Consider the following 18209-nt stretch of genomic DNA (forward strand, 5'->3'; position numbering starts at 1 on the left):
GGGAGCCGTACCATGGCAAGACGCATCCTGTTGACGGGCGCCACCGGTCAGGTGGGCTGGGAGCTTGCCCGCAGCCTGCAGGGCATGGGCGACGTGCACGCCCCCGGGCGCAACGAGATGGATCTGCTCGATACCGACAGTGTGGTGCGTACGCTGCGCGATTTCGCGCCCGATCTGATCGTCAACCCGGCGGCCTATACGGCGGTCGACCGGGCCGAGACCGATGAGGCGGCGGCCTATCAGGTCAACGCGGTCGTGCCGGGCGTCATGGCGGAGGAGGCCAGGCGCGTTGGCGCGCTCGTCGTGCATTACTCCACCGACTACGTTTTCGACGGAACGTCGTCGTCGCCGTATCGCGAGGAAGAACCTACCAACCCGCAGAACGCATATGGTCGCACCAAGCTGGCCGGCGAAGCGGCGATTGCGGCGAGCGGGGCGAATCACCTGGTGCTGCGTACAAGTTGGGTGTATGGCGCGCGAGGTGCCAATTTCCTGCTCACCGTTCAGCGGTTGGCCCGCGAGCGCGACGAGTTGCGTATCGTTGCCGACCAACACGGCGCGCCGACGTGGTGCCGCACGATTGCCGAACTGACCTCGCAGGTGTTGGTGCAAGGGTTGACGCAGACGGGCGTCGACGCCGACTTCTGGCGCGAGCACGGCGGCCTTTACCATCTGACGGCGGCCGGACAAACGACTTGGCACGGGTTCACGGAGGCGATACTCGATCTGAGCGCACCGGAAAAGCGTCCAAACGTTGTGGCGATTCCGACTTCTTCCTATCCATTGCCGGCCAAGCGCCCGGCGTATTCGATTCTCGACAACGACAAGCTCGCACGCACCTTCGGTGTTCGCGCGCCCGGCTGGCGCGACGCGCTCGCACTCTGTCTCGGCTGATGCAGCCCCCATTCTGACGGGGCAGTGCGCTAAATCGGAATTTCCTCAGCACGCAGCGTCGAATTCCTTCGGCAACATGGTGGCTTTTTCGCGCGCGCCTACGAGCGCGCGCCAAGGAGCGGCGCATGATGTCGGTTCAGAACGGGATTTCAGGCCGGGGACAGGCGGACATGGGGGCTCGCCATGTCGAGGGCGGTGCGGTTGGCGAGGGTGCGTTGTCCACCTCCGATCTGGCGGCGCGTAGTGCCGCGCCACCCGAAGTTCTGCGTCGTGTGGTTTTGCGCGCGAATGAAGACGAGCGGCGTGCAATCTCGCACCAGGTCGCATGGCTGGCGCATGTGTTCGCTTTGGAGTCCGGCGCGGGCGTTCGACATCCGTGCGACGAGCGATTGAAGGCCCAGGCGGACGCCTCGCAAGGTGAATTGTCATTCGATAAAGGCGCCTTGAAGCAGGCATGGCGTACCCGCTTTTCGCACCTGCTCGAAGGTGCGCGCGTCCGGGACGTCGCGCGCGACCTGACCAAGTGGTGTGCGGCGAGTGGCGGCCAGTCGCCGGGTGCCGCGCAATGGCATTGGCTGTCGTCGGCCGACGAGGCCGCGTCCGACGTGCGGGCATGCGCGCGTCTGCCCATGCGCGAATGGCCGGTTTCTGTGCTGAGCGTGGCGCTGACGCTATCGAATCTGCGCAACGCGGTGCTTCCCGATTTGTCGATGCCGAACGGCGACTTGCGCGGTGTGATGGCGCCAGGCGCTCAGTTTTGCGGCGGACACTTCAGTGGGGCGTGGTGGACCGGGGCATCGTTGCCGAACTCGGTGTTTGCGCTGTCGAATCAGGTCAACGCCGACTTCGAGCGGGCCGATTTACGGGGCGCATGTTTCCGCGCGGCAGATGTGAGCCTCGCGCGGCTCGTGGGCGCCGATCTTCGTTGCGCGACCTTTTTGCATACGGTGATGTGTGCGACTGACCTGAGCGAAGCCCGATGTCAGGGGCTGATGTTCACGCGGGTGCGCCTCGATGGGGCGTCGTTCCAGCGGGCAAAGTTGCATGGCGCGTGTTTCGCCGGGGGGAGCGCGCATGGCTTGATATTGATTGGCGCCCAGGCAAAGCGTTCGCAATGGACTTCGGTCGCCATGCATAACGTGCAGGCCTCTGGCGCAGATCTGAGAGGCGCGGAATTCCGCCAATGCGAACTGCGTGGATGGGACGCCGGCGGTGTGAAGCTCAATGGCGCGTTCTTCGAGGCTTGCGATCTGCGCAACGCCCGCTTCTGCGGCGCGAGCTTGAAGCAGGTGCGCATTGGCGCGGATTGCAATCTGGCCGGTACGCAGTGGCAGGACGCGCGCGTTCGCCTCGACGCCGCATGGCTACGCAACCTGACACCGCCCGAACTCGATCGGGTCGTCCAATCGTGGGCAACGTTTCCGCTCGATCAGCCGGCCGTGCGCGCTGGCGTTTTCATGCAACTGTTGGCCGCGATTGGGCGTCAGGCGGGACTCATGTGCATGGGAGGCGAAGTGGCGCCACCGCTTCAGAGGTTGCCGGAGCATGTTCAGCGCAGCGACTGGCTTGGCCGTTTGCTGGCGGCGGGCAGCGAGGCGGGCGGTGTCGGCGAGTACGACGGCTTTGCCGAACTGCGTGCGCAATGGCTGAAACACACGCTTCACGCGTTGGCGGATGAACGGCTGCCACGCACACGGGCGGCGTGGGGCATGGAATCGCTCATGACGACACTGCACCGGCACTGTAGCGATGACCTGCCGGAGGCGGTCTGGCCGTTTGCGGGGGCGATGTGTCAGACGCTCTACTGGGCCGCGGAAGGGGTGGGCGGTGTAGGTGCCCTGCGGGCGCAGGTGTTGCGGGCGGCGTGGTTCGATGCGTTGCCGCCACAGGCGTGTGTGGCGCTTTCGGCGGATGGGGTCGATGCCTATGATTCGGCGTACGTCGTGCTGATTCGTTCGGACGGTGACGTTGCGGCGCGTCTGCCGAGGCATTTGCTGGCAGGCGTTCTGGGCGCACGTAGCGGTGCCCCTGCGACGGCGGACGACGTGTCCCTCGCGGGGGACACAATACCGGGCTGGCAATGGCTTGGCACGCGCGTGGTGGTGCGCGATGGCGTGTCGTCCGACGACTTTGTGCCGGGGACCATGTCGCAGCTCCAGGGGCTGCTCCGAGAGTTCGGATTTCTTGCCGAGCTCTGGCCAGTGGAGCGTCCGCTCGACACGTTCGTCCGGCTGGTCGGTCGTTGGTCCGGCAAGGCGGGCGCGCAGCATGCGAACGCTGCATGCCATGGGACGTGGGATCCGTTGCATGGTGCGGTCGGTGCGGGGGACACGAATGACGCGCACGCGTCGTTGAGCGCGGCCGACAGGTTCGGCGCACTGGTGAGCGGTTCACGCTCGCCAGGCCAAGTGCAGTTGCGAAGGGACGGACACGCTGATATTGAGGACGTCTTCCGAGACGCGCCGTTGGTTGCGCCGGCTGGTGAGGCGGGGCTGAGCGTCGCCATGTCGCGGCGAGTTCGATTGGTTTCCGTCGCGGCCGGATTGAGTTGGCTGGCCACGCAGCCGGCGTGGCACCGCGTGTGGCCGACGGCACATGACGACGCGAGTGCACCGACGGGCGCGGCCCCTTCGGCGGCCGGAATTGGCGATTATCGCGGTTACGCCCTTGCAACCCTCAACGAAGCCATGAGGGGGGATGTCGCGTGGCGCAAGCTGCCGCAGGCGCTCGCGCTGCGAACGTGTCTGGCAGACGAGCATTGTCCGGCAGGGCAACTGGCGCAGCGGCTGGTCGATTGGTTGATGTGCCCGGAAATACGGCACTTGCCGGGCTTGGCGCAGGCATGCCGTCAGACGCTTCCGTGGTTCTGGGCGATCCGTTTGCCGCTTGGGCCGGACGCGATTCGTCAAGCCATGGATAGGTGGCGTGGCGCTGCCGATGTCGTCCCGGCTGGAACGCAGGGGGATTGACGGGCTTTTTGCCCGATATTCCGCCGTCAGCGTATGCGTGCTTTCGTGGTAATAATACGGACACGCAATACGCTGCCTTTGATGGCGGCAATTCCGGCGATCCGGCGATCCGGCGGGGCAGCGGTGTTGCGATTCTGCAGTTGGCGACGTTTGTGAGGTTTTGGCCACGGATGCCGGCGCGAAGCGGGGGCGCCCAAGTTGTGCTCGTGCTGGAATGCGCGGCAGGTCAATGCCTTGTTCCCAGGCTCTCACGGGTTTCGTACCCACTCAGGCACTATGCACTCGACTTGTATTGCGTCAGGCTATCCGGGGTTCGTGGCGGTCAACCGCCGCGAGCTTGACGCACGTTTGCCGCTTTCGTGGCCATTGTTCGACGCAGACGGCACGCCATTGCTGGCGGCGGGTGAGCGTTTGCCGTCCGAGGCCGATCTCGATTGGCTCTTTACCACGTTCGCGCCGCACCGGCCGCTTCCCGAAATTGCCGCAACGGGCGAGGCGGCGTGCCGTACGGAGGCGGCCAATTCCGCTTCGGTGTTGGGGACGGGGGCGTCGGCCGTTTATTTGCAGGGCTTGCCCGTCCCGTTACCTATTGGCGCGTGGTTGCAAGTGCGCGTCGCGCCCGACGCCGAGACCACGCGCGTGCGTGCTCGCCTGATCGGGAGGGCACCCAACGGCATGCTGATCGTCACGCCGCCTGCGTCGGGCGATACGCGTCTGCCGATGGCGGCGAATGATCGGCTCGCGCTCTGGACGTTTCCGGGCGACAACCTGTACGAATTCACGTGCGACGTGCATAGCGTGCATCATGGCCCGTTCGATTATGTACTGCTCTCGCGTCCGTCGAATGTGCGTGAGACACCCGTGCGCCGCACGCCGCGCGTCGACACGCGGCTGGTCGCGCGACTGTCGCCGCTTGACGAGACGTCGCGTGCTTCGTTCACGCGCATGTTGGCCGACCCGCAAGACACACCTGAGTGGCTGGTGCTGATGCGAGACATCAGCGCCGATGGGGCGGGTATCGTGGCAAAGGCGCCGTTGCCCGAGGGCTGTCATCACGTCGCCGTGCAGTTCCGTGTGTCGATCGGTGCAGACGTTGTGCCGATTCTGGGTGTGGCGGCGGTGCGTGGCGTGGAAGGTCCGCGCGCCGATGGCACGTGGGCCTATGGGTTGGAGTTCATGCGGATGGACGCGCGCAACAAGGCGGCCATTCGGTGTTTCGTTTATGAATGCCGTCTGACGGATCCGCGCAGTAGCCAGTGATCTGTCGGGGCGTCGAAGAAAGCGATACGGCACCGATTCAGGTGCCGTTTTGCTTTGTTTGAGCGGGTGCCGGGGGAGAGCGTGTCAGTCCTTGAACGTGGCGACGACCGGTGTGTGATCGGACGGCTGTTCCCACGTACGGGGGATGCGATCGATCTCGCAAGCGGTGCAACGTTCGGCCATTGCGGACGACACGAGAATGTGATCGATGCGCAGTCCGGCGTTGCGTCGGAACGCACCCATGCGGTAGTCCCACCAACTGAAGGTCTTCTCGGGCTGATCGAACATGCGGAACGTATCGCGCAGACCAAGTCCTTGCAGACGTGCGAAGGCTTGACGCTCTTGTGGCGACACCAGATTCTGGCCTTCCCATTTCGCGGGGTCGTGCACGTCGCGGTCTTCGGGGGCGATGTTGAAGTCGCCGAGGAGTGCGAGTTGCGGGTGGCGCGCCATTTCGTCGGAGAGCCAATGGGTGAGGGCATCGAGCCAATTCAGCTTGTAGGCGAACTTGTCGGAGCCGACGGCCTGACCGTTGGGGAAGTAGCCGCAGACCACGCGCACGCCGCCGATGGTTGCGGTGATGAGACGTTGCTGCTCGTCGGCAAAGTTCGGCAGATTCTTGATGAGCTCAGTGGCTTCACCCACTTTGGCGTGGTTGACCAGCAGCGCGACTCCGTTATAGGTCTTCTGGCCCGTGAAGTGCGCCGTATAGCCAAGTGCGGCAATCTCGGTGATCGGGAAGTTCTCGTCGGTGAGTTTCAGTTCCTGAAGGCAGAGCACGTCGACCGGATGGCTGCGCAGCCAATCCTGCACATGACCGAGACGAACCTTGAGCGAATTGACGTTCCAGGTGGCGAGTTGCATGAATGTCCTTCGATGTGGGTGGCAACAGGCTCACGCCTTGGAAGCGGGGGTATCGTCCGGGTTGCCTGAGGGCAACTGCGGCACGCCAACGAAGTCGTCGAGCGAGAGCCCCTTTTCCCTGAGCAGGGCTTCAAGTACCGGTTGCAGACGACCCAGACCCTCCTGCACCGCTTCGCGCACCGTATCGACCACGACCTGCGTGCTGCGTTCGATCTCGATATTGACGCGTGTGCCCGCAAGCTTCTCTTCGAACGTCGTCATGCGACGCGTCTCCGGAATCAGCCACACTTCAAACCAGCCTTGCTGGCGGTTGACTTCCGAGACCGTCAGGCTCGCACCATTGATCGCGATATATCCCTTCGCAAAGACATACTTGCGGAACGCTTCGGGAATCGCAATGCGCAACACGCGGTTGGTGTCCGACGTGCGCACGCTCAGAATTTCAGTCGAGAAGTCGATATGCCCCGACAGCGGATGTCCGCCGATTTCGGCGCCATCCTTCGCGGCGCGTTCGACATTGACCTGCGCGCCCGTGCCGAAGCTGCCAAGCGTTGTGACGTTCAGGCTCTGGAGAATGACGTCGAACGACGCGCTGGTCGGTGAGCGCAGTTGGGTCACGGTGAGGCAGACACCGTCGACCGAAACGCTGGCCCCGAGGGTAAGGTCCTCGCAAAAGCCTTCGGGAAACGCCAACTCGAGGGTGCGCATGCCGTCGCGGTCTTCGATGGACGAGAGCGTGGCCGTGCCTTGAACAATTCCGGTAAACATCGTGTTGTCGGTGACTAGAGTCGTGGGTTGCTATCCCGCAGTATTCTACTGCCTCATGCCGGTATGCCGCACACTGTGCAACGTGCTACGATGCCGCCTTTTCACAGGATCGACATGCGTTTCGAAGGTTGCCTGCTGGCGGAGAACTTCTATTACTGGGCGGAAACGTCGTCCGCGCCAGATGGGCAGTTCTACGGCGTCGTGCATTTCACCGGCTGGCGCGACGTGGACGACGTCATCGAAACGCTGGACCCGCCGCTCACCTACACTGCGCCCGAAGCGTACCGCTGGGCGGGCGACGCGCTCGAAGCCGCCCACACACTGGCAAAGACGCTGGTGGCCGACGGCAGCCTCGGGATCGATCTTTGAACGATTGACTCTTATGCGGCCTGCCCGAAGGGCAAGCCCACCACGGACAGCATCATGACCCAGACAAAATTCGAACTTGAGAAGCGCAAGGGCCTGCAGATCGATTCCGGCGTGCGTCGCGGCCCGCCATCAGGCAAGCAGATCGGCACGCAAGGCAAACGCAACCCCCGCGGCAGCAAGCTGCTGGGCGCCTTGCTCGGCGCGCCGGCGGACCAGGCGAGTGCCGTCGACACGACCGGCACCCCCGCAAGCGACGCGAAGAAACAAGACGCCAACGAGTCCTGAGCGGACTCGGACGCGCAACGATTGCCATAGCGCACAGCGTGCCGCGCCCGTCAGGCCGCCCGCCACGTGGGGCGCCAGAGCAAGCTGGCGAGGTAGGGCGGCAACGTGCGTCGGCAAAGTGCACCGGCTACGTGAGCCGGCCGAGGTCGCCCGGCCGCGCGTGACGTCGCCGCAAATCAGGGCACGATCGCCAGGAACAGGAAGGTGGCGAAGAGCACCAGATGGACCGCGCCATGCAATACGGTCGTGCGCCCGGTCCCGAGCGTCGTTACGCCAACGAGCAGTGTGACGGCGAGCAATACCGTTTCTTTCGGCGCGAGACCGAGTTCGATCGGCTGGTGGAGCAGCAGTGAGACTGCCGCCACGGTCGGGATCGTGAGCCCAATACTCGCCAGCGCTGAGCCCAGCGCCAGATTCAGACTCGTCTGAAGCTTGTTCGCGCGCGCGGCACGCAAGGCCGCCAGTCCTTCCGGCAACAGCACCAACGCGGCAATCACGATGCCGACGACCGCCTTGGGCGCGCCCGCCTGCGCGACGGCATGTTCCACGGCGGGCGAGAGCTTTTTCGCGAGTCCGACCACGGCAAGCAGTGCCACCACCAGCAGTCCAAGACTCAGCAGGGCCGAGCCGCGCGACGGCGGCGGCGCATGCACCTCTTCGCTCGGCGCTTGCGCGAGGAAGTAATCGCGATGGCGCACCGTCTGCACGAATACGAACACCATATACAGCACGAGCGAAATCACGCCTTCAAAGGCCAGTTGCGATGCCGTGAGTCCCGGGCCCAACACGGAACTCGTGTAGTTCGGCAGCACCAGCGTCAGCACCGACAGTGCGCACAGCACAGCGAGCGCAGTACTCGCGCCTTCGACATGAAACCCCTGCGTGTGATGGCGCACGCCGCCGAACAGCAGGCACAACCCCACGATCCCCGTTGAGACGATCATGATAGCCGCGAACACCGTGTCGCGCGCCAATCCGGCCTTGTCGGGTCCCCCCGAGAGCATCACGGAGACGATCAGCGCCACTTCGATGATGGTGACAGCTACGGCGAGCACGAGCGTGCCGAACGGCTCACCGACCCGGTGGGCGACGATTTCGGCGTGATGCACGGCGCAGAATACGGCCCCGGCCAGCGCCGCTGCGCATAACGCAAGCGCTGCCCCGTAGGGCATGAAGCCAGCCAACCCAAGGGCAATCAGGGCCACGATGGGCATGTACGTGGTCCAGTGGCCCAGCGTGGCGGTCTTTAAGGAGGACATCGTCGGAGACTCCAGAATTCGGGAAACGGATAGGGCTGGCAGGTCAGCAGATCGAGCGACGGCGGGAACGTTACCCGAGTGAGAACGTCGGAGCGGCGAATCATGGTCGCAGAAATGCGACACCCCGACAACAGAAAGGCGTTGAACTGCCACACGATGAAGCGCGCTACGTTTGTCTGCCAGGAAGCGCATGAACAAACGATCTTCCGCGAAAGTGCTTTTGACTCCGATTCGGAATCCGTGAAGAAATTCCATAGGATGAACAACGAGCACCCAAGGCATTGCCCCCTACGTTGCCGAAGCATTGCCCAGCCGTTGCTTTGTCGTTGACGTCCGATGGGTGACTGGCGTAACGTTCCGTTTATTGGTCTTACCACTGAACGGTCAATGCCAGGTGAGGCCGCCTTCGCTTATCACGGCGCCATGTCCTTCGATCCCATCGTGCAGGTTTCCGTTTCCGAGCAGGTTGCGCAGCGGTTGCTCACCATGATTCGCACCGGGCTGCTCACGCCGGGGCAGCAGCTTCCGCCCGAGCGCGATCTCGCGAGCATGCTGGGTGTCGGTCGTCCGGCGGTGCGCGAGGCGATTCGGGGGCTGGCGCTGCTTGGCCTGCTGCGCATTCGCCAGGGAGAGGGGACGTTCGTCGGATCGCTCGAGATGCGTGAGCTGCTCGAGCCGCTGGAACTCGTCATCGAACTCAACCCGGGCACACTCGACGCGCTGTTCGACGCGCGTCTAGTCATCGAGCCGGGGGTCGCGGCACTGGCCGCCACGCATATGTCCGATGCGGACATCGCCCGTCTGCATTCGCTCGTCGACGACGAACAAGCGCTCCTGGGCGATCCCGAGACTTTCTCGGCGGCAGACATGGCCTTTCACGAGGCGATCGTCGATGCCTGCGAAAACCCGTTTCTGCAAAGCATCGCGAACAGCCTGTATCTGCTCGGCAAAAAGAGCCGGCGTGTGACGTCGCGCGTGGACGGCACGCTGGCGCGCAGTTTGCAGGACCACCGCGGCATTCTCAACGCCCTGGCGGCGCGTGACCCCGGCCAGGCGGCGCAAGCCATGCGCCGTCATCTTTGCCGTGTGCGCGACGCCTACGCGACGTCGGTCGGCCCGGCGCAGGGGGAGGCGGGGCCCCCCGAGGTTTGATCCGCAGATCGCATTGTCGCTTCCCAAATGCACATACAAAGTCCCACATACACAGTCCCACGAGGAGACACCCATGACAGGTCGGCTGGCGGGTAAGACCGCCGTCATCACCGCAGCCGCGCAGGGCATCGGACGCGCAAGCGTCGAGGCCTATTTGCGCGAAGGCGCGCGCGTGGTCGCGACCGATCGGAACGTCGAAGCGCTCGCCGAACTCGACGATCACCCGAACCTGCTGCGACGAGCGCTCGATGTCACCGACGCAGCGGCGGTCGCGTCGCTCGCCCACGAACTCGGCGCCATCGACGTGTTGTTCAATTGCGCGGGCTATGTGCACCACGGCTCGATTCTCGAGTGCGACGACGCGGCGTGGGACTTCTCGTTCGATCTGAACGTCAAGAGCATGTACCGGACGATTCGCGCCTTTCTGCCCGCCATGCTGAGCGCCGGCGGCGGCGCGATCATCAACATGTCGTCGGCGGCGTCGAGCGTGAAGGGCGTCGCCAATCGCTGTGTCTACGGCACGACCAAGGCGGCCGTGATCGGGTTGACGAAGTCGATCGCCGCCGACTTCGTGGCACGCGGCGTTCGTTGCAATGCCATTTGTCCGGGGACGGTCGAATCGCCGTCGCTTCGCCAGCGCATCGCCACGCAAGCCGACGCGGCGGGCACGAGCCTCACGACGGTGCGCGAGCAGTTCGTGGCGCGTCAGCCGATGGGTCGCATCGGCTCCCCCGACGAGATTGCGGCACTGGCTGTCTACCTGGGTTCTGACGAATCCGCTTTCACCACGGGCGCCATCCACCTGATCGACGGCGGCTGGTCCAACTGATTTTGCAAGGAGACTTGTTTTGAAACTGCTGCGTTTCGGCCCGAAGGGCCAGGAAAAACCCGGTCTGCTCGATGCCGATGGCAACGTGCGAGACCTCGGCGGCGTACTTGCCGATATCACGCCGCAGACGCTGAGTCCGCAGGGGCTGGCGGCGTTGCGTGCGCTCGATGTGAATGCGCTGCCGGTGGTGGCTTCCCCGGGGCGTCTGGGGGTGCCGTTCTCCGGGTTGGGCAAGTTCCTGGCCGTGGGCCTGAACTACAGCGATCACGCGGCTGAGGCCGGCCTGGACGCGCCGTCCGAGCCGGTGCTCTTCACCAAGTGGGAGAACTGCCTGAACGGTCCGAACGATCCCGTGGTGCTGCCCAAGCATGCCGTCAAAGGCGATTGGGAAGTGGAGCTGGGGTTCGTGATCGGCACCACGGCGCGGTACGTGCCGCTTGAGCGGGCGCTCGATTACGTGGCGGGGTATTGCATCGTGAACGACGTATCCGAGCGCGAGTACCAGATCGAGCGCGGTGGCACGTGGGACAAGGGCAAGGGCTTCGATACCTTCGGACCGGTCGGCCCCTGGCTGGTGACGACCGACGAGATTCGCGATCCGCAACAACTGGGCCTGTGGCTCGACCTGAACGGTGTGCGCCGTCAAACGGGCAACACGTCGACGATGATCTTCAGCGTCGCCTATCTCGTGCATTACATCAGCCAGTTCGCCACGCTCAAGCCGGGCGATCTGGTGACGACCGGCACGCCGCCGGGCGTCGGCCTGGGTCAGAAGCCACCCGTGTACCTCAAGCCGGGCGACGTCATGCGCCTGGGTATCGACGGTCTTGGCGAGCAGACGCAGGAAGTCTATGCGTACGACACACGCTGGCTCGATTGAGCGCGTGACGAATTCCTTTCATATCCGTCCGTTATCGTGACGGATGTCCGGCGGCGGCGCTGCCCGCCGGCGTATCCATCGATGGCAGCATTGGGAGCGATTCATCATGCAAGACCTGAAAGGTAAATGCGTTCTGATTACGGGCGCGAGCACCGGAATCGGCGCTGCGGCGGCGAAGGCATTTGCCGCGCAGGGTGCGCACGTCGCGGTGCATTACAACCGGTCGGCAGACAAGGCCGAAGCGGTTGCCGACGCCGTGCGCGCCTACGGTGTGAAAGCGATGACGGTGGCCGCCGACGTCGCCGATACCGGCGCCATCGATGCCGCTGTGGCACACGTGCTCGATGGCTTCGGGCGCATCGACGTACTCATCAACAATGCGGGCAGTCTCGTCAAACGCACGCCGTTTACCGAAGTTTCCGATGCCTATTTCGACGATGTACTGAACGTCAACGCGCGCTCGGTCGTGGCCTTCTCGCGCGCTGTTGTGCCCGCGATGCGCAAGCAGGGCGGGGGCGCAATCGTCAACGTGACCTCGATCGCCGCGCGTCATGGCGGCGGTCCGGGCGCGCTGATCTACGCGGCGGCCAAGGGGTTCGTGAGTACGCTCACGCGTGGGATGGCCAAGGAACTGATGCCCGACCGCATTCGTGTGAACGCCGTGTCGCCGGGCGTCATCATGACGCCATTCCACGAGCAATTCAGCACCGAAGCGCAGATGGAAGCATTCCGTCAGAGCATTCCGATGGGGCGTCTTGGCGATCCGGACGAGTGCTCGGGCGCGTTCCTGTACCTGGCCTCGGAGACGCTGGCGAGCTATGTCACCGGCCAGATCATCGAGGTCAATGGCGGTCAGTTGATGGTCTGACGGCGTTCGACGTGCGCCGTGACGGCGGGTAGGGCGATCGACGTCACGGCACGCGTGGGCTGCGCAGGCCGCAGGCCGAAGTCGGCGTGCCGTCGTCCGCTTGCTGACGTGTGCCCAATGCGGTTTGCCCGCCGACGTTTTCCCACTGACGCCTTCCCACTGGAATCTGCCTGCTGGGTCTGCTGAGTCTGCTGGGTCTTTTCCCGCATGCGGCTCGGAAAATTCTGTATCGGCATTGCCGGGCGACACAAAGTCGCATGCGCTATGGGCTTGCGGGTTCGCTTCGCCTGCAATTACTGGCACACTTGTCTCATTCGTCTGCACAAGTCCGCCGCGCTTGCGCGCGGACGCAACCATCGAGAGGCAAATGGAACGTTGTCCGTGGAGCGAAGGCTTCGAGCAGTACCGTCGGTACCACGACGAAGAGTGGGGCGTGCCGCTACGTGATTCGCGCGCGTTGTTCGAGTTGTTGATGTTGGAAGGCGCCCAAGCGGGATTGTCCTGGTCGACCATCCTCAAAAAGCGCGACAACTACCGCAAGGCATTCGAGAACTTCGATCCGGTGCGTATCGCCGCGTTCGGCCCGCAGGACGAAGCACGCTTGATGGCCGACGTTGGGATCGTGCGCAATCGTCTCAAGATCGGTGGCGTCATCAAGGGCGCGCGGGCCTATCTGGCGATGGAAGCTGCCGGCACGCGCTTTGGCGATTTCGTCTGGCAGTTCGTCGGTGGCGAGCCGTTACAGAATCGCTGGACGGCGCTTGGCGAGGTGCCGGCGAGCACCGCCGTCTCCGACGCGATGAGCCGGGCGCTCAAGAAGGCGGGATTTACGTTTGTGGGCTCGACCATCTGCTATTCGTTCATGCAGGCGGCGGGCATGGTGAACGACCATCTCGTCGGCTGTCCGCGTCACAAGGTGTTGAAGGCCGGTGCGTTGCCGGGTGGGAAAAGCGGCATCGCGCCGGGCCGGAAACGCCGTGCGAACGCGTCGTCGGCTACAATCGCGCCTGACGAATCCGGATCTACCTAATGTTCAGCTACCGCCACGCCTTTCACGCCGGCAATCACGCCGACGTGCTGAAACACTTCATCGCCGTTGAATGCATCGATTACCTGCGCCAGAAGGGTTCGGCGTTCTGGTACATCGATACGCATGCGGGCGCAGGCGGCTATGCGCTCGACGGCAAGTGGGCCGACAAGACAGGGGAGTATGAAACCGGTATCGGCCGTCTCTGGGCGCGCGACGATTTGCCGCCGCCGCTTGCGGACTACGTTGCGCTGGTGCGCGAGTTCAATTCGGACAGCAAGCTGCGCTACTACCCTGGCTCACCTTACTTTGCCCTGCAACTGCTCGGGGACCGGGACCGGCTGCGTTTGTTCGAAATGCATCCGACCGAGCAGGACGTGCTGCGCGAAAACTTCGAAGCGCAAGGCCGGGACGTGGCGCGTCGTACGATGATTTTCGGCGCCGACGGTTTTGCGGGACTCAAGACGATTCTGCCGCCGGCCCCGCGCCGTGCGTTCACGCTCATCGATCCGTCTTACGAGGACAAGCGCGATTACACGCGCGCCACGCAGACTGTCCAGGAAGGCCTCGACCGCTTTCCGACGGGGATGTACGCCGTGTGGTATCCGCTGGTGCAGCGTCGCGAGGCGGCGCAATTGCCGGAGCGCATGAAGCGGCTCACGATCAACGGGCAACCGATCAAGAATTGGGTGAATGCCGCGCTGACGGTGTGCAATCCGGTACCAGGGGGCCTGGGCCTGCATGGCAGCGGCATGTTCATCGTGAATCCGCCGTACATGCTCCAGGACACCCTCAAAACGACCCTGCCGTATCTGGTCAAGGCGCTCGGGCAGGACAAGGGCGCGCATTTCCTGCTCGAAGGCAAGCAAAGCTGACGCGTGGTTCCCGACGGCATCGGCCTGCAGCGCTTACTTGCCCGAGGCCGGGGCTTCGTAGGGGAGCAACAGCAGTTCCTCCGGCGTTAGATAGCGCCATTCACCCATCGCGAGATCCCCCATCGGCAAGCCGCCGATGGCCGTTCTGACCAGTCCTTCCACGCGATTGCCTGCCGCGGCAACCATCCGTTTGACTTGATGGTATTTGCCCTGCGTGATCGTCAGCGCAATTTCGTGGGACGACGCTTGCGTGACGTCCGTCGCCGCGACCGGTTCGGTTTCGTCGCGCAGCAATACGCCATCGCGCAATGCCTGCAACATTGCTTCGGTGACCGGATGCTTGGTCCGGGCCACATACCGCTTGGGCACATGGCGACGCGGCGACATCATCGCATGCAGGAACGCGCCGTCGTCGGAGAGCAGCAGCATGCCGGTCGTATCGTGATCGAGACGGCCGGCCGGCTGCACGCCGCGTACCGCCAGCGGCAACGGTAGCAGCGAATGCACCCCCTCGTGATGCGTCGGACTCGTGGAGCACTCGTACCCCTCCGGCTTGTTGAGCAGCAAGTACACGTGTTCGCGGTATTCCCACAGATCGCCGTCGAGTGTGAACGTCAGACCGCGCGCGTCCAACGATTCGCGCGGATTGTCATGCACCACGCCATCGATGGCAAATGCACCGGATTCGATGAGCCTGCGACACATCTTGCGACTGCCGAAACCCTGCGATTGCAGCAAACGATCTAGCTCGATGATGCTTTCTCCAAAAGGTGGATTGAAGTTGACGATGCCATTGCCCCTACGACGCCCTGCGCCGCGAGGACTCGATCAACGTTCCGCGACCCCGGCATCGGCAGCACGCGATGCCTTTCGCCGCCTCACGCAGTGCTCTCAAGCACATGGCTTTCTGGACAAGCATGAAAAAAGCCGATGATCTTTCGATCATCGGCTTTTTGAATTTTTTGGTGCCCAGAAGAGGACTCGAACCTCCACGGTGTTACCCGCTAGTACCTGAAACTAGTGCGTCTACCAATTCCGCCATCTGGGCCCCGTCAGCTCGCTAAATTTCCGCTCGCTGCGAAGAAGTAAGATTATGCCGAGCGTCTCGGAGACTGTCAATAGGGGCGCGGAAAAATTACAAGCATCCATACCGCACTCGCCCGCTGCCCATCCCGCCCCCTCATTGCGCTCCCTCATCATCCGTTCTCATCACCCGCCCTCATCACGCCGCTCGCCCCATATGCTCCAATCGAATCATATCGATCAGATGCCGCAAGCCCGGCAGCGTCTGACGCCGACTCGGGTAGTACATCGACAACGGCGGCCCGTCGACCGCCCAATCCGTCAATACCGCCTCCAACGTGCCATTGGACAACGCCTCCGACACATTGCGCTCCAACACATAGCCCAACCCCAACCCCCCCACCGCCGCCGCAATCACGCCATCACTCTCGTTAATGCTCAACGCCCCAGGCACATCGAGCTCAACCGCCGTCGGCCCATTGCCCAACTCCCACTTGTACAACGTGTTGTCGCCCAATCGCATCCGAATGCAATTGTGTGACATCAGATCCTGTGGCACCTTCGGCCGTCCGTGTCGCATCAGGTACGCAGGCGAACCCACGACGATCCACTTCAGCGCCGGCGTCAGCGGCGTCGCGATCATGTCGCCCGGCACTGTGTCGCCGTAACGCATCCCCGCATCAAAACCCTCCGCCACAATGTCCAACATCCGATCGTCCACCGTCACATCCAATTCGATGTCCGGATACGACGCCACAAATCGCGGCAATATCGGGTCAAGCAGCAATCGCGCCGCATCGCGCGGCACGTTCAGACGCAAACGCCCAGCGGGCGACGCCCGGTAACGGTCCAACGCACCTATCGCCGACGCAATCTGCTCAAGTCCCTGTTCCAATTCCTTCGCCAAGGTCGCCCCCGCCGCCGTCGGCGACACAGAGCGACTCGTGCGGTTAAGCAACTTCACGCCCAGACGCGCCTCAAGATTGCGCATCGCATGACTCAAGGCCGAGGTCGTCACGCCCAACTCGGCAGCAGCCTCGCGAAAACTCTGCCGGCGGCAAATGGTCACGAAAACGTTCAAATCGGCAAGCTCGCCGCGAGTAAAGGCAGGCATGGCATTCCCAACAAGTATCAAGCGACAAAAATCAAGCGACAAAATCCAGAAATACCCGACAGGCGCAAAGTATCAGGCGTCCATTGAGTATCATTCAATTCGTTGTGAGGCAAATTCTACCGATTTCGTTTTGATTCTGGAGAGGCTTCGTTCGCGGCGTGACAGAAATGCGACACATTCTCAGTGTCGAGACACCGGAGGGCGGTAACGGACCCGGTGCTTAGGCTTTCTGTGGGGATGCGGGGGAGGGGCGGACGATGCGGAGTCCAGCGCTGCGATTCATCACGCCTTCGAGCGCGACATGCACTGGATCGATGTTCAGTCGGTCTATGGGGCGGGGCGGTTGGAAGAGGCGGTGCGCCGTGCACCGGCGTTCTGCCGCCACGCTCGAGAGGTGGCGCAAGACACTGGCAGAATCCGCGCTCGCCAAGTCGAAGGGGCGCCGCTATCGCCGATGAACATGCTTATCGGCACCGGCGGTGGATTCGTGATGTTCGCCGAAGCCGAGCCTGGTGCATTCCGAAGTCGCGACCATTTACGTTGGCGTTGCACGATCAGTTACCCAACTCGGCCTGCGTGTAGGGGGCGTCATCGGAGTGGCTTTGGCTGCGGCCGTATTTTTCACCGCGCCCGGAATGGCCGCCACAGCCGCTGCAGGGTTCAATGTTTGCAAGTCGGCGCTGGGCCGGAGACAGTTCGTGGTTTCCGCGTTTCTCGCGGTTGTCTTGAGCTCTGCAGACATCGAATGGGGCACATATCGCGAGCGTCGCGCCGTGACCGTATCGCAGCGGGGAGCGCTGCATGCGTGCCCCGGGGGCAATCATGCGCCGACTGCGTGGTCAGGCGGTTATCGTGCCGCCGCCATGGGACGGCTGCCGAGGGGCAATCCAGAGCGCCGGGGCGTTGGTGATGGACTCTCCGAGCAGGCAGATTACCGCTTCCATATACTCGCGCGCGACGCGAGCCGCAGCATCTGGGGCCGATTGCTTGATGGCGTCGAATAGTTTCTCTTCGAACTGCATGGCCAATGCCCGATTGTCCTCGTCCCGATACTGCTTGTTCCTCATGATGAGAGATTGATCCTCGATGACCCTGCATACACGATCGAGCGCAATGTTGTGTCCCGCCTCGATCAGGGTAATGCGGAACAGATGCGCCTGATTGGCGAATTCCTTGAAATCGTTTGCTTCATGTGACTCACGCATCCTTGCGAGGAACAGTTCAAGTTCGCGGACCTGCGAAGGTGTTGCACGCAGCGCCGCGTGCGCGGCAAGAAGTGGATCCAGATTCCTGCGCACCGCCAGTCGATCGAGAAAGTCATCATGCGTGTCAACGGGCAAGCTGTAGCCACGATCGGAATCGGTGATGAGGCCTTCGCGCGCGAGCTGGAAGAGTGCTTCCCGTACCGGCGTGCGCGAGACACCATAATGGGCGGCCAGTTCAAGTTCGACCAGTCGCTGGCCGGCATAGAAACTGCCGTTGCGCAGATCTTCCCGAAGCATCCGATAGACTTGATCACGCAAACGATCGCTGTGCACAACGCGTCGTGGACTATTCATACCCGTATTCGACTGAGAGAAAAGATGACCAGGCTGGCTCGCCGATACATCTGAATTTCGGCCCAGTATATCGCGCAATTTCTGACGGGCGGCGACCGGGAGTCGGCGGATATGCATGATTTTTGCTCATGGGTGTCGGATCGAAAAATGATTTGATAACACTTGCGGCTGCCCGGTACGCTGCTTCGTCTGAAATCTAAAGAGCAGAGAGTAC

17 protein-coding genes and 1 tRNA gene are annotated in these 18209 nt (G+C 63.1%); 11 read left to right on the forward strand and 7 right to left on the reverse strand.

The genetic code is table 11. The features are described from left to right. The first annotated feature begins 12 nt into the window (after nucleotides 1–12). The 3 genes from rfbD (at nucleotide 13) to ACE3UG_RS13535 (ending at nucleotide 5123) form a co-directional block, all read left to right on the forward strand. Nucleotides 13–894, forward strand: a complete 882-nt coding sequence (gene rfbD / locus ACE3UG_RS13525; RefSeq protein ID WP_374624645.1) for a dTDP-4-dehydrorhamnose reductase — start codon at nucleotides 13–15, stop codon at nucleotides 892–894. 125 nt (nucleotides 895–1019) lie between these two features. After that, a complete protein-coding gene (locus ACE3UG_RS13530) occupies nucleotides 1020–3863 on the forward strand; it encodes a pentapeptide repeat-containing protein (protein ID WP_374624647.1) in 2844 nt (947 codons plus the stop codon). Between the two features lie 276 nt (nucleotides 3864–4139). Further along, complete coding sequence (locus tag ACE3UG_RS13535; RefSeq protein WP_374624649.1) at nucleotides 4140–5123, forward strand: flagellar brake protein; 984 nt, start codon at nucleotides 4140–4142, stop codon at nucleotides 5121–5123. Between the two features lie 84 nt (nucleotides 5124–5207). Here the strand turns inward: ACE3UG_RS13535 and xth are convergent, their stop codons facing one another. Continuing rightward, nucleotides 5208–5987 (reverse strand): exodeoxyribonuclease III, encoded by a 780-nt coding sequence (gene xth, locus ACE3UG_RS13540; protein ID WP_374624651.1) that lies wholly within the window; start codon nucleotides 5985–5987, stop codon nucleotides 5208–5210. Between the two features lie 30 nt (nucleotides 5988–6017). After that, nucleotides 6018–6755 carry a riboflavin synthase subunit alpha gene (locus tag ACE3UG_RS13545; protein WP_374624653.1) on the reverse strand — a complete coding sequence of 246 codons (738 nt, stop codon included), beginning with the start codon at nucleotides 6753–6755 and terminating at the stop codon, nucleotides 6018–6020. A 114-nt stretch (nucleotides 6756–6869) separates the two neighbouring features. On the opposite strand from ACE3UG_RS13545, the gene ACE3UG_RS13550 reads away from it, so the two are divergent. After that, a complete protein-coding gene (locus tag ACE3UG_RS13550) occupies nucleotides 6870–7124 on the forward strand; it encodes a hypothetical protein (protein ID WP_374624655.1) in 255 nt (84 codons plus the stop codon). 54 nt (nucleotides 7125–7178) lie between these two features. Next, nucleotides 7179–7409 (forward strand): hypothetical protein, encoded by a 231-nt coding sequence (locus ACE3UG_RS13555; protein WP_374624657.1) that lies wholly within the window; start codon nucleotides 7179–7181, stop codon nucleotides 7407–7409. Between the two features lie 176 nt (nucleotides 7410–7585). Here the strand turns inward: ACE3UG_RS13555 and ACE3UG_RS13560 are convergent, their stop codons facing one another. Then, the gene (locus ACE3UG_RS13560) at nucleotides 7586–8668 is read right to left on the reverse strand and encodes a calcium:proton antiporter (protein ID WP_374624659.1); all 1083 of its coding nucleotides are present in this window, start codon (nucleotides 8666–8668) and stop codon (nucleotides 7586–7588) included. Nucleotides 8669–9055: 387 nt separating this feature from the next. On the opposite strand from ACE3UG_RS13560, the gene ACE3UG_RS13565 reads away from it, so the two are divergent. The 6 genes from ACE3UG_RS13565 (at nucleotide 9056) to ACE3UG_RS13590 (ending at nucleotide 14299) form a co-directional block, all read left to right on the forward strand. Further along, the gene (locus ACE3UG_RS13565) at nucleotides 9056–9820 is read left to right on the forward strand and encodes a FadR/GntR family transcriptional regulator (protein ID WP_374624661.1); all 765 of its coding nucleotides are present in this window, start codon (nucleotides 9056–9058) and stop codon (nucleotides 9818–9820) included. A 73-nt stretch (nucleotides 9821–9893) separates the two neighbouring features. Next, nucleotides 9894–10649, forward strand: a complete 756-nt coding sequence (locus ACE3UG_RS13570) for an SDR family oxidoreductase (RefSeq protein ID WP_374624663.1) — start codon at nucleotides 9894–9896, stop codon at nucleotides 10647–10649. 19 nt (nucleotides 10650–10668) lie between these two features. Beyond that, a complete protein-coding gene (locus ACE3UG_RS13575; RefSeq protein ID WP_374624665.1) occupies nucleotides 10669–11529 on the forward strand; it encodes a fumarylacetoacetate hydrolase family protein in 861 nt (286 codons plus the stop codon). A 106-nt stretch (nucleotides 11530–11635) separates the two neighbouring features. Then, a complete protein-coding gene (locus tag ACE3UG_RS13580) occupies nucleotides 11636–12397 on the forward strand; it encodes an SDR family NAD(P)-dependent oxidoreductase (protein ID WP_374624667.1) in 762 nt (253 codons plus the stop codon). A gap of 367 nt (nucleotides 12398–12764) precedes the next feature. After that, nucleotides 12765–13427: a DNA-3-methyladenine glycosylase I gene (locus tag ACE3UG_RS13585; protein WP_374624669.1), complete on the forward strand. Its 663-nt coding sequence runs from the start codon at nucleotides 12765–12767 to the stop codon at nucleotides 13425–13427. Further along, nucleotides 13427–14299: a 23S rRNA (adenine(2030)-N(6))-methyltransferase RlmJ gene (locus ACE3UG_RS13590; protein ID WP_374624671.1), complete on the forward strand. Its 873-nt coding sequence runs from the start codon at nucleotides 13427–13429 to the stop codon at nucleotides 14297–14299. The genes ACE3UG_RS13585 and ACE3UG_RS13590 overlap by 1 nt, the downstream gene beginning before the upstream one ends. Before the next feature lie 33 nt (nucleotides 14300–14332). Here the strand turns inward: ACE3UG_RS13590 and ACE3UG_RS13595 are convergent, their stop codons facing one another. The 4 genes from ACE3UG_RS13595 to ACE3UG_RS13610 form a co-directional block, all read right to left on the reverse strand. Continuing rightward, the gene (locus ACE3UG_RS13595; protein ID WP_374624673.1) at nucleotides 14333–15004 is read right to left on the reverse strand and encodes a pseudouridine synthase; all 672 of its coding nucleotides are present in this window, start codon (nucleotides 15002–15004) and stop codon (nucleotides 14333–14335) included. Between the two features lie 258 nt (nucleotides 15005–15262). Beyond that, nucleotides 15263–15347, reverse strand: a tRNA-Leu gene (locus ACE3UG_RS13600). 174 nt (nucleotides 15348–15521) lie between these two features. Continuing rightward, nucleotides 15522–16436: a LysR family transcriptional regulator gene (locus ACE3UG_RS13605; RefSeq protein ID WP_374624675.1), complete on the reverse strand. Its 915-nt coding sequence runs from the start codon at nucleotides 16434–16436 to the stop codon at nucleotides 15522–15524. Nucleotides 16437–17275: 839 nt separating this feature from the next. After that, entirely contained in the window at nucleotides 17276–18112 is an 837-nt protein-coding gene (locus ACE3UG_RS13610) for a GntR family transcriptional regulator (RefSeq protein ID WP_374624677.1), read from the reverse strand. Nucleotides 18113–18209: the final 97 nt, after the last annotated feature.

The sequence above is a fragment of the Pandoraea sp. genome (assembly GCF_041919235.1).
Taxonomy (GTDB): Bacteria; Pseudomonadota; Gammaproteobacteria; order Burkholderiales; family Burkholderiaceae; genus Pandoraea.

Excerpts from the sequence above, each read along its gene's own strand:
- rfbD (WP_374624645.1), top strand. The coding sequence starts at position 13 with ATGGCAAGACGCATCCTGTTGACGGGCGCCACCGGTCAGGTGGGCTGG.
- ACE3UG_RS13530 (WP_374624647.1), top strand. The coding sequence starts at position 1,020 with ATGATGTCGGTTCAGAACGGGATTTCAGGCCGGGGACAGGCGGACATG.
- ACE3UG_RS13535 (WP_374624649.1), top strand. The coding sequence starts at position 4,140 with ATGCACTCGACTTGTATTGCGTCAGGCTATCCGGGGTTCGTGGCGGTC.
- xth (WP_374624651.1), bottom strand. The coding sequence starts at position 5,987 with ATGCAACTCGCCACCTGGAACGTCAATTCGCTCAAGGTTCGTCTCGGT.
- ACE3UG_RS13545 (WP_374624653.1), bottom strand. The coding sequence starts at position 6,755 with ATGTTTACCGGAATTGTTCAAGGCACGGCCACGCTCTCGTCCATCGAA.
- ACE3UG_RS13550 (WP_374624655.1), top strand. The coding sequence starts at position 6,870 with ATGCGTTTCGAAGGTTGCCTGCTGGCGGAGAACTTCTATTACTGGGCG.
- ACE3UG_RS13555 (WP_374624657.1), top strand. The coding sequence starts at position 7,179 with ATGACCCAGACAAAATTCGAACTTGAGAAGCGCAAGGGCCTGCAGATC.
- ACE3UG_RS13560 (WP_374624659.1), bottom strand. The coding sequence starts at position 8,668 with ATGTCCTCCTTAAAGACCGCCACGCTGGGCCACTGGACCACGTACATG.
- ACE3UG_RS13565 (WP_374624661.1), top strand. The coding sequence starts at position 9,056 with ATGCCAGGTGAGGCCGCCTTCGCTTATCACGGCGCCATGTCCTTCGAT.
- ACE3UG_RS13570 (WP_374624663.1), top strand. The coding sequence starts at position 9,894 with ATGACAGGTCGGCTGGCGGGTAAGACCGCCGTCATCACCGCAGCCGCG.
- ACE3UG_RS13580 (WP_374624667.1), top strand. The coding sequence starts at position 11,636 with ATGCAAGACCTGAAAGGTAAATGCGTTCTGATTACGGGCGCGAGCACC.
- ACE3UG_RS13585 (WP_374624669.1), top strand. The coding sequence starts at position 12,765 with ATGGAACGTTGTCCGTGGAGCGAAGGCTTCGAGCAGTACCGTCGGTAC.
- ACE3UG_RS13590 (WP_374624671.1), top strand. The coding sequence starts at position 13,427 with ATGTTCAGCTACCGCCACGCCTTTCACGCCGGCAATCACGCCGACGTG.
- ACE3UG_RS13595 (WP_374624673.1), bottom strand. The coding sequence starts at position 15,004 with ATGTGTCGCAGGCTCATCGAATCCGGTGCATTTGCCATCGATGGCGTG.
- ACE3UG_RS13605 (WP_374624675.1), bottom strand. The coding sequence starts at position 16,436 with ATGCCTGCCTTTACTCGCGGCGAGCTTGCCGATTTGAACGTTTTCGTG.
- ACE3UG_RS13610 (WP_374624677.1), bottom strand. The coding sequence starts at position 18,112 with ATGCATATCCGCCGACTCCCGGTCGCCGCCCGTCAGAAATTGCGCGAT.